The 9,449-nt window shown below is 73.1% G+C and carries 7 protein-coding genes; 4 read left to right on the forward strand and 3 right to left on the reverse strand.

What is annotated here, in order from left to right; translation table 11 throughout:
• Nucleotides 1–152 precede the first annotated feature (152 nt).
• Entirely contained in the window at nucleotides 153–395 is a 243-nt protein-coding gene (locus I6A60_RS39595) for a hypothetical protein (RefSeq protein WP_203023566.1), read from the reverse strand.
• 553 nt (nucleotides 396–948) lie between these two features.
• Nucleotides 949–2,868 carry a serine/threonine-protein kinase gene (locus I6A60_RS39600; RefSeq protein WP_203055860.1) on the reverse strand — a complete coding sequence of 640 codons (1,920 nt, stop codon included), beginning with the start codon at nucleotides 2,866–2,868 and terminating at the stop codon, nucleotides 949–951.
• A gap of 331 nt (nucleotides 2,869–3,199) precedes the next feature.
• Here I6A60_RS39600 and I6A60_RS39605 point away from each other — a divergent pair, with 331 nt between their 5' ends.
• Both I6A60_RS39605 and I6A60_RS39610 read left to right on the forward strand, forming a co-directional pair.
• Nucleotides 3,200–3,553, forward strand: a complete 354-nt coding sequence (locus I6A60_RS39605; RefSeq protein WP_203023569.1) for a hypothetical protein — start codon at nucleotides 3,200–3,202, stop codon at nucleotides 3,551–3,553.
• Nucleotides 3,550–5,769 (forward strand): carbon starvation CstA family protein, encoded by a 2,220-nt coding sequence (locus tag I6A60_RS39610; protein ID WP_203023570.1) that lies wholly within the window; start codon nucleotides 3,550–3,552, stop codon nucleotides 5,767–5,769. Before I6A60_RS39605 ends, I6A60_RS39610 begins: the two co-directional genes overlap by 4 nt.
• 13 nt (nucleotides 5,770–5,782) lie before the next feature.
• Here the strand turns inward: I6A60_RS39610 and I6A60_RS39615 are convergent, their stop codons facing one another.
• Nucleotides 5,783–7,156: a serine hydrolase gene (locus I6A60_RS39615; protein WP_203023571.1), complete on the reverse strand. Its 1,374-nt coding sequence runs from the start codon at nucleotides 7,154–7,156 to the stop codon at nucleotides 5,783–5,785.
• A gap of 200 nt (nucleotides 7,157–7,356) precedes the next feature.
• Here I6A60_RS39615 and I6A60_RS39620 point away from each other — a divergent pair, with 200 nt between their 5' ends.
• Both I6A60_RS39620 and I6A60_RS39625 read left to right on the forward strand, forming a co-directional pair.
• Entirely contained in the window at nucleotides 7,357–8,463 is a 1,107-nt protein-coding gene (locus tag I6A60_RS39620; RefSeq protein ID WP_203023572.1) for an ABC transporter substrate-binding protein, read from the forward strand.
• Between the two features lie 114 nt (nucleotides 8,464–8,577).
• The coding region (locus I6A60_RS39625) for an ABC transporter ATP-binding protein (protein ID WP_203055861.1) at nucleotides 8,578–9,449 on the forward strand (872 nt) is incomplete at its 3' end.

Genomic DNA, 9,449 nt, shown 5'->3' on the forward strand with positions numbered 1-9,449 from the left:
GGCCCCAGGAGGGGTCGGCGCCCACTCCGGTCACCGGGATACCGGCGGTCGCCAGATAGTCCGCCGATCCGGCGCCGGCGCCGGCGCCCGCCCTGACCCCCCACACCGTCTGTTGGTCCCCGCGCCGGTGGGCCGCCGCCCCGGGGAGGGCGTCAGGCGATGTCGGGAGGCAGCAGGAGGGACGCCACGGCACGGTGTGTCGAGGCGCAGGGGGTGTGCCGGGCGCGGCCGTCCTCCCAGCCATGACCGCAGTCAGGGCAGCGGCGGGGAATGACGGTCAGGACGCGGGCCATCTGGGAGGTTCGCCGGAGCCTGCGTGCGGTGATCGTCGCGCCGACGGCGGTCACGGTTGCCAGGACCAGGGCAGCCAGAGCGAGGGTGACGGCGGCCACCATGTATTGCCTCCTAAGACAGGGAAGGCGGGGGACTGGACTGCGTACCCCCGCCTTCGCCCGGACCCGTCGCGCACGCCGATTGCTTCGGCGGGCCTGATCACCACCTCGTTGTAGTGATCTGTCTGCGGACAGTACGCCCGTGCAGACGCCTTTGCATGCGCAATGCCACACCCGGCCCACTCGCTGCCCACGGGGATCCAGAAAGCAGGTGGGAGTTGGCTGACCAGTGGATTTCAAACTGATGCACAACTGGCAGGTAGCTGCTTCTGGCGATCGGCTTGATCTGCCTATTCTCGTTCGGCCGTCATTCGATCTGTGCTCGACGTCACAACTCGACGGGGCGCGATCAATGAATGCGTGCCACTGATTCCCGCGCGTCAAAACCGGACATATCCGGAAGTATTGCGGTGTCCGACGTCACAGCCGGGCCGCCGCGGTGATCCCCCGAAGGCCGTGGATCGCTGCGCCCTGGCCGTTTCGCGGGGGTGCGTGGCCCAGGCCCGGTCGCGACTGGCGTGGTGTCCCCGGCGGGCTCGCGTGTCTCCGGCGTCGCTCAGCCCCGGGTGACGGTTCCCTGGGTGTCGGTGTACGTGGCGGAGCACTGCTTGTGGCCGGCGTCGGTGACATTCCAGATGCAGATGTGCACCGAGAGCTTGTAGTAGCCGAAATACAGGAAGCCGCCGGGGGCGGAGTTCTTCTCGGCGTAGTTCTCGGCGGTGAGCCTGACCGTCGAGTCGCCGAGGGTGTCGCTGGTCGTGATGACATCGGCGGCGCAGGAGGCGGCGCCGGCGGAAAGCGTCCCGTAGAGGATGTCGGAGAAGTCCAGCCAGCCGGCGCAGCCGGCGACGCTGACCGAGGAGCCGGCCTGATAGTTCGCGTCGGTCCCAGGACCAGCGGGCCCTGCCTGGCCGGCCTGGCCCGAACTGGCGGCCGGGCGGGTGGTGCCCGGCGCGGTCTGGGGCTGGCCGGTCGTGGGGCCCGCGCCAGCCGACGAGACGACGGTCTGGGGTGTGCGGGCCGACGTGGCGCCGGTCGGCGTGGCAGCCGGTGTCGTGGCCGGGCCGGATGACGGGGTCGCCGGGGCGGACGTGGCCGTCGCCGTCGGAGGCCGCGCGCTGACCGACGTGTCGGTCGCGTTCTTCGCCGCCGCGTGGCTCCCGCCTGAGCGGATGCCCGCGTCGAGCAGACCCACCGGCACGGCGACGGCGGCCAGCACGAGGGCGCAGACGAAGGCCAGCCGCGTCAGCCTGCGCCGCGACCCGCCCCTCGCGCCGGGCGGCTCGGTCCCGCCCGCGACGTTCCCGCCGGCGGTGACGGGCGGCGGGGTACCGCCGGCCGCCGGCCCGGCGCCATCGGCTGCCCTGTCCTCATCGGCGGCCGGCGCGGCCGGGGCGACGCCCGAACTGGCTACCACGCCCGAACTGGCTACCGCGACGGCCGGCTCGGCCACGGCGACAGCCGCGCCGGCCACCGCGACAGCCGGCGCGCGTTCGGCGGGGGCCAACCCGGCTCCCAGGGCAGCCAGCTCGCCTCCGACAAGTCCGACCAGGGGCCGATCAGACTCGACGGTGGCGGTGGACGTGTCGGTGTCGGTGTCGGCGGCGGCGCGGACGGCGTCGTCGAGGTGCAGCGGGACCGCGGCGCGAGCGGCCCAGCCGGCGCCGAAGGCCTGGGCGGCCGCCCCCGCCAGGTCCACCGCGAACGCCCGGGCGTCCTGGTGGCGGTCGGCGGGGTCCTTGGCCAACGCGCGCAGCACCACCGCGGCCAGCCGCGGGTCCACGCCGGTCAGCGGCGCCGGCGTCACGGTCAGCTGCTGGTACAGCATGGCGTGCACGGGCTGCTTCGGATCGAACAGCGGGCGCCCGGCCAGCAGCCGGTAGAGCGCGACGGCCAGGGCGTAGAGGTCGGTGCCGGGGCCGAGCCGGCCGCCCTGGATCTGCTCGGGCGCCATGTAGAGGGGGGTGCCGACCGTTCCGCTGGCGGTGGCTGCGGACCCTTCGAAGACCTTCGCGAGCCCGAAGTCGCTGACCTTGGGCGTCCCGTCCGTGGCGAACAGGATGTTGTCGGGCTTGATGTCGCGGTGCAGCACACCCTGGCCGTGCGCGTGCTCCAGCGCCGCGGCGACCGCCAGCCCGACGGCGCAGGCCTGCTCGGGGCCGAGCTCGGCCAGCCGGTTGGCCAGCGTGCCCCCGGCGAGCAGCTCCATCACCACCAGGCAGAGGCCCTCGGCCTCGACATAGTCGTGCACGCGCACCAGGTGCGGATGGTCCAGCCTGGCCAGCAGCCTGGCCTCGGAGATGAAGCCGGTCGCGACGCCCGCGAAGCCGTCGGCGTCCATCACCTTGATCGCTACGGAGCGGCCCATCCGGCGGTGCTGGCCGCCCACCACCAGGCCGAACGCCCCGGCCCCGAGCCGCCCGGCGACCCGGTAGCCGGGCAGGGCCTTCTCCAGCCGCTCGCGATCGACGATCACCGAGCACTCCGGTGGCCTCGCGGCTTGACCCACTGCCCCGTCATGGTCACCGGAGTCTAGTCGCGAGGCCACATATCGCCGCAGAACGGCCACGCCGGGCGCCGCGTCAGGGCTCCATCTTCTGCAGGAGCGTCAGCAGGTCGTCCGCGTGCTCCTCCTCCTGCTCCAGGGACGCGGTTCACCGGTCAAGCAGGACAACTCTCCCGCCGGGGTTACTGGCGTGACCGAGAAGTCACTGATCGTAGTGTCGCCCGGTTATAAAGAGGCGACCTCGCGATCATGGGAAATCGATGGCCCATGACGGACACGACGGTCGCTAGGGAGGAGACCGGTGATTCGGCTGACCGACCGGGCGCGCGCGGCACTGCGCGACGGCGAGATGATCGTGTTCGACTGGGCCGCGCTCGGCGTCTGCTGCGGGTGCACCGGCCATCCGTGGCTGCGCACGGCTCCGCGCGCGGTCGCGCTGAGGTCCCGCCGCCTGCGCCCGGTGGAGGCGGATCCAGCCGGCAGCGTGCTGGCCCACCCGCGTGCCTACCCGGACCTGGTGGCCCGGGACGTCGTGGTCGACTGCCGGTCCCGGTTCGGGTTCCGGCGCTTCAGCAGCGATCTTCCCCAGGGGCTCGACCTCATCGGCTCGCGCGGGCGGCCCGTTTCCACCGCCGGCTCAGGCGGTCGGGCATGAGCGCGCTGCGCGAGGCGTCCGGCGTCCACCACCCGTCCGGCGGCGGCACAGCCCAACGCCTTCGGTCGATCGCCGGCTGGGCCGCGGTGTCGGTGGCCGGCGCGATCGGCTGGGCCGTGCTCGCGCTTTCCCGGCACGAGTCGGTCTCCGCCGCCTGGATGCTGGTCGCGGGCCTCGGGTCGTTCGCGATCGCCTTCCGGTTCTACGCCCGGTTCCTGGCCACCAGGGTGCTGCGAGTCGATGACGGTCGGGCGACGCCGGCCGAGCGCCTCGACAACGGCGTCGACTACCAGCCGACCGACCGGCGGGTCCTGTTCGGGCACCATTTCGCCGCCATCGCCGGGGCCGGGCCGCTTGTCGGCCCCGTACTCGCGGCGCAGATGGGCTACCTGCCCGGCACGATCTGGATCGTCGCCGGAGTGATCTTCGCGGGCGCGGTGCAGGACATGGTCACGCTGTTCTTCTCGATGCGGCGCGACGGCAAGAGCCTCGGCCAGCTGGCTCGTGACGAGATCGGCCCAATCGGCGGCGCGGCGGCGCTGGTCGGGGTCTTCGCCATCATGATCATCCTGCTGGCGGTGCTCGCGCTCGTCGTGGTCGGGGCCCTCGCGCATTCGCCCTGGGGGGCGTTCTCGATCGCGATGACGATCCCGATCGCGGTCTTCATGGGCGTCTACCTGCGGGTGCTGCGGCCCGGGCGGATCGCCGAGGCCACGGCGCTTGGCGTCGCGGCACTGCTCGCGGCCATCGTCGGTGGCCACTGGGTCCAGGAGTCCAGCCTCGCCGCCGCCTTCACGCTCAGCCCGAAGGCGCTGGTCGGCTGCCTGGTGGGATACGGATTCGTCGCCTCGGTGCTGCCGGTGTGGGTGCTGCTCGCGCCCCGCGACTATCTCTCCACCTTCATGAAGGTGGGCACGATCGGGTTGCTCGCAGTCGGGGTTCTCGTGGAGCTACCGACACTTCAGGCGGACGCGATCAGCCCCTTCGCGACCCGTGGCAACGGGCCGGTGTTCGCCGGCAGCCTGTTCCCGTTCCTCTTCATCACCATCGCGTGCGGGGCTCTGTCCGGCTTCCACGCGCTCGTCGCGTCCGGCACCACCCCGAAGCTGATCCAGAAGGAGTCCCAGATCCGGCTGGTCGGCTACGGCGCGATGCTGACCGAGTCCTTCGTCGCGTTGATGGCGCTGATCGCGGCGGCGGTGCTCAGCCCCGGCCTGTACTTCGCGATGAACGCGCCGGCCGGGGTCGTCGGGAGCACGGCGGCGTCGGCCTCGACGGCGGTCGCGCACCTGGGATACACCGTCACGCCGGACGCGCTCGCCACGGCGGCCAGGGCCGTCGGCGAGTCGTCGCTGGTCGCCCGCACCGGAGGCGCCCCGACCCTCGCGGTCGGCATGTCCCACATACTTTCCGGCGCCTTCGGCAGCAGCGCCCTGTCCGCGTTCTGGTATCACTTCGCGATCATGTTTGAGGCGCTGTTCATCCTGACCACGATCGACGCCGGCACCCGCGTCGGCCGGTTCATGCTGCAGGACATGCTCGGAAACGTCTGGAAACCGATCGGCCGGGTGAGCTGGTGGCCGGGGGTCTGGCTGAGCAGCGCCCTGGTGGTCGGCGCCTGGGGCTATTTCCTCTGGGCCGGGGTGACCGACCCGCTCGGCGGTATCAACCAGCTTTTCCCGCTGTTCGGGCTGGCCAACCAGCTGCTCGCGGCCATCGCCCTGACGGTGGCGACCACCCTGTTCGTCAAGAGCGGCCGCGCGCGGTGGGCCTGGGTGACCGGGGTTCCGCTGGCCTGGGATGTCGCGGTCACCTTCACCGCCACCTGGCAGAAGGTGTTCTCGGACGATCCCAGGCTCGGCTTCTTCGCGCAGCGCGACCGCTACGCCGCCGCGCTCGACGACGGGAAGCTGCTGGCGCCGGCCAAGAGCGTCGGTGACATGCACAAGATCGTGCAGAACTCGACCGTGGACGGGGTCCTCGCGCTGACGTTCGGCCTGCTGGTCCTCGTCGTGCTCGCCGACGCGACCCGGGTCTGTCTGCGCGTGGTTCTCGCCCGGACGCCGACGCCGACCACGGAGACGGCGTACGTGGCCTCACGGCTCGTCGTGCCTACCGGGCTCTTCGCGAGCGAGGTGGCGGGCCGGCCGCGCGTGACCCCGGACGACGCGGCCGTTCCGCGGCAGTCCGACCCCGTCCTGCCGCCGGTCCACTGACCAGGACCAGGCGTCAGAAAGCGTGCCAGCCGTCCGCGCCGACGCCGCCGGGGATGGGCGCGTCCGGCTGGTAGGGCGCCCGGGTGAAGACGAAGCTGCCGAGGTCCAGGTGGGTGCCGGCGGCGTCCGGCCCCCGCACGACCCGCAGCGTCTCGCCCGCGTAGTAGCCGTCCAGGCCGGTCCAGGTGCCGTCCGCCTCGGCCCGGAACCGGGAGCCGCGGCCGGTCTGGCCGACGGGGGTGAGCTCCAGCCCCCGGTCGGCCAGCAGCCGCAGCAGGTGCGGTGCCGGGCCCCAGTACCAGGGCCCGGTGAGCGCCAGAAGCTCCGGGTCGGCGGTGGTCAGCAGGCGCCACGGCTCGGGAGGCCGCGGCTCGTGCTCGGCGACGATCTGGACCAGGTCGGCGGCGAGCGACCCGACCGCCGGGCCGGAGGTCACGTTCGCCAGCACGACGGCGGCGACGTCGTCGCGTTCGCTCACCCACAGCGCGGCCAGGAATCCCGGCATCGAGCCGGTGTGCCCGAACAGGACCTGCCCGCCGTGGCGCCGCAGCTGCAGGCCGAGCCCGTACGCGGTGGCCCAGTCGTCCGTCTCGTCCGGCCCCGACGCGGGCCGGCGCATCTCGGCGATCGTGGCGGCGCGCAGGACGCCCTCGGCGCCGCCGGCGAGGAACGCCGCCCAGCGGGCCAGGTCCGCGGCGGTCGACCACAGCTGGCCCGCCGGCGCCATCACCCCGGTGTCCGTCAACGGCTCGGGCAGCATCACGTCCGCCCACGGATGTACCGCGAAGCCCCCGGCGTGCGGGGCCTGGGGCGACAGCGAGGTCCGGGCCATCCCGAGCGGGGTCAGCAGGTCGCCGCGCAGCGCGTCGGCCCACGACGTCCCGCGCAGCCGGCCGACCAGCGCGCCCAGCAGGGCGAACCCGGGATTCGAGTAGTGGAAGCGGCGGCCGGCCGGGTGCCGCGTCGGTGGCTCACCGAGGACATCGCCCAGCTGTGGTCGCGTCGTTCCCGGCGTGCGCTCCCACCAGGGCCCCGGCGTCTCCGCCGCGAGCCCGGAGGTGTGGCCCAGCAGCTCGGCGATCGTCAGCGGCCCGGCGGCGGTACCGGGCAGATGGCGCTCCAGCGGGTCGGCCAGGTCCAGCCGGCCCTCGTCCCGCAGGCGCATGACCTGCACGGCGACGAAGCTCTTCGTGATGGAACCGATCCGGTACTGGACGTCGGCGTCAGGCGCGTGGCCGTCGATCATGCTTCGGCCGCCGGACCAGACCAGCTGCCCGCCGCGCACCACCGCGCCGAACAGCGAGGGCGTGCGCCCCTCGGCCTGCCCGGTGGCCAGCCGGTGCAGCAGCGCCCGGCGCGTGCCGGCCAACAGCTCATCGGGAGGCACGTCTTCCCCTCTCGTCCGACCGGCTCCGTCCGACCGTACCGGCCACCCGTGCGCTCGGCGCGGCGGTCGCCGCCGCCGGCGGCGCGGCGGTCGACCGGCGTGAGGGGGTTTTGATACCTTCTACAATATCCAAAATCCACCTTGCGACTCGGTGCCCTGACGGGCGCCCTGACGCGGCGCACCGACCAGAGGGGCACCGGATGGAATCCCGCAGGGACACCTTTCGTGGCGACGCGGAGCCGATCAAGATCGGCTGGCTTGGTTCGGCGCTCGACGGTCCCGGCGGCGGCTACGACAGGATCCACCGGATGGCCTTCGACGAGGCCATCGAGCAGGGCTTCCTCGATCGGCCGGTCGAGTTCGTGCTGCACGCGGAGAACGGGCTGCCCCGCGGCTCGGCCCGCAACGCCACGGACGGCTTCCGGTACCTCGTCGACCAGGGGTGCATCGGGGTCGCCGGCGCCTACAGCTCGGACAACGCGATCGCGGTGGCGCCGCTGGCGAACGAGCTGCAGGTGCCGCTGATCAGCTGGGCCGGCACCGAGCGGCTGGCCGGGGACTACTGCTTCCGGCTCGGCAACGGCGACTGCGGCGGTGACGCGGCCCTGTGCGCTGCCTGGCTCGCCCGCAACGGCTACAAGCGGGTGGCCGTCCTCAGCGAGGTCTCGCCCAACGGCGACGAGTACTTCCGCTACTTCCGCCAGGAGTGCCGGATCCAGGGCCTGAGCATCGTCGCGCTGGAGACCGTGGGGCAGAGCCCGACCCACCTCGCCGACAACCTCGCGAGCCTGCGGCAGTCCAACCCGGACGCGCTGTGCTACATGGGCTACGGCATGCTCGCGCTGCAGGGGCTGCTGCGCGCGGCGCTCGACGAGCTCGCCTGGGACCCGCCGCGGATCATGGGCACGGCGTTCATGTTCTACCTGATGGGCTTCGAGAAGTTCGAGGGCTGGGTCGGCATCGACCAGTTCGACCCGAGCAACGCGCTCGTCCACGGCTTCCACGACCGGTACGTCGCCCGCTACGGCGAGGCGCCGCCGCTGTGGCCGAACGCGATCCCGGTCCTGGCCTATGACACCGCCCGGGTGCTGGCCGCGGGCCTGTTCCGGGCGCCGACGCTGTCCGGCGTCGGCCTGAAGGAGGGCCTGGAGCGCATCCGCTTCATGCCCAGCACGACCGGCGGCCCGCGTACCCACATCGCGGGCTCGCCCCACGAGCACGGGATGTTCCGCGGCGACTGGCTGCTCTACGGCCGGGTCCGCAACGAGAAGCTGGAGTTCGAGGGGCTCTTCGAGCCGGGAAACTGACGCGCGGGTCCCGCGCCGCGCTCGTCCGGGTGCCCGGGGTCCACCGTTCGGTGGACGGCGCCGCCCACCTCGCGGTGGTTCCACCCGGGTCCCGGGTGGCGAGATCATGGTGGCATGCCAGCGATCGAGATAGCCGCACTGCGCAAGGCCTACGGCGGGCGGCCCGTCGTGCGTGACCTCGACCTGACCGTCGAGGCCGGCGAGTGCTTCGCGCTGCTCGGCCCAAACGGGGCGGGCAAGACGACCACGGTCGAGATCCTGGAGGGTTTCCGCTCCCGCGACGGTGGCCGGGTCACCGTGCTCGGCCACGACCCCGCCGCGGCCACCCGGGCCTGGCGGGCCCGCACCGGCGTCGTCGCGCAGACCACCGGCGCGGCGCTCGACCTCACCGTCGCCGAGGCGGTCCGGCACTTCGCCAGGTACCACGCCTCGCCGCGGCCGACGGACGAGCTGATCGCCGCGGTCGGGCTCACCGAGCAGGCGGGCACCCGGATCGAGGCGCTCTCCGGCGGCCAGCGCCGCCGCCTCGACGTCGCGCTCGGCGTGCAGGGCCGCCCGGAGCTGCTGTTCCTCGACGAGCCCACCACCGGCCTGGACCCGCAGGGCCGCCGCCAGGTGTGGGAGCTGGTCGAGGCGCTGCGGGCGCAGGGCACGACGATCCTGCTCACGACGCACTACCTCGACGAGGCTGCCCAGCTCTGCGACCGGGTTGGCGTGATCACGCACGGGCAGCTGATCGAGACCGCGCCGACCGCCGAGTTCGGCGGCCGGCTGCGCGACAGCGCGACCGTGCGCTGGCGCCACGGCGGCCAGGTCCGCGAGGTCAGGACCCTGACGCCGACCGCCGTGGTCCGCGAGCTGCTCGCGGCCACCCCGGACGGCGAGATCGAGGACCTGGAGATCCTCCGCCCGACCCTGGAGGAGATCTACCTGGCCCTGCTCGAACAGGCCGACCGCCGCGCCGACGACCCTGCCGCCGACACACC

Source organism: Frankia sp. AgB1.9, assembly GCF_016786355.1.
Taxonomy (GTDB): domain Bacteria; phylum Actinomycetota; class Actinomycetes; order Frankiales; family Frankiaceae; genus Pseudofrankia.

Excerpts from the sequence above, each read along its gene's own strand:
- I6A60_RS39595 (WP_203023566.1), bottom strand. The coding sequence starts at position 395 with ATGGTGGCCGCCGTCACCCTCGCTCTGGCTGCCCTGGTCCTGGCAACC.
- I6A60_RS39620 (WP_203023572.1), top strand. The coding sequence starts at position 7,357 with ATGGAATCCCGCAGGGACACCTTTCGTGGCGACGCGGAGCCGATCAAG.
- I6A60_RS39610 (WP_203023570.1), top strand. The coding sequence starts at position 3,550 with ATGAGCGCGCTGCGCGAGGCGTCCGGCGTCCACCACCCGTCCGGCGGC.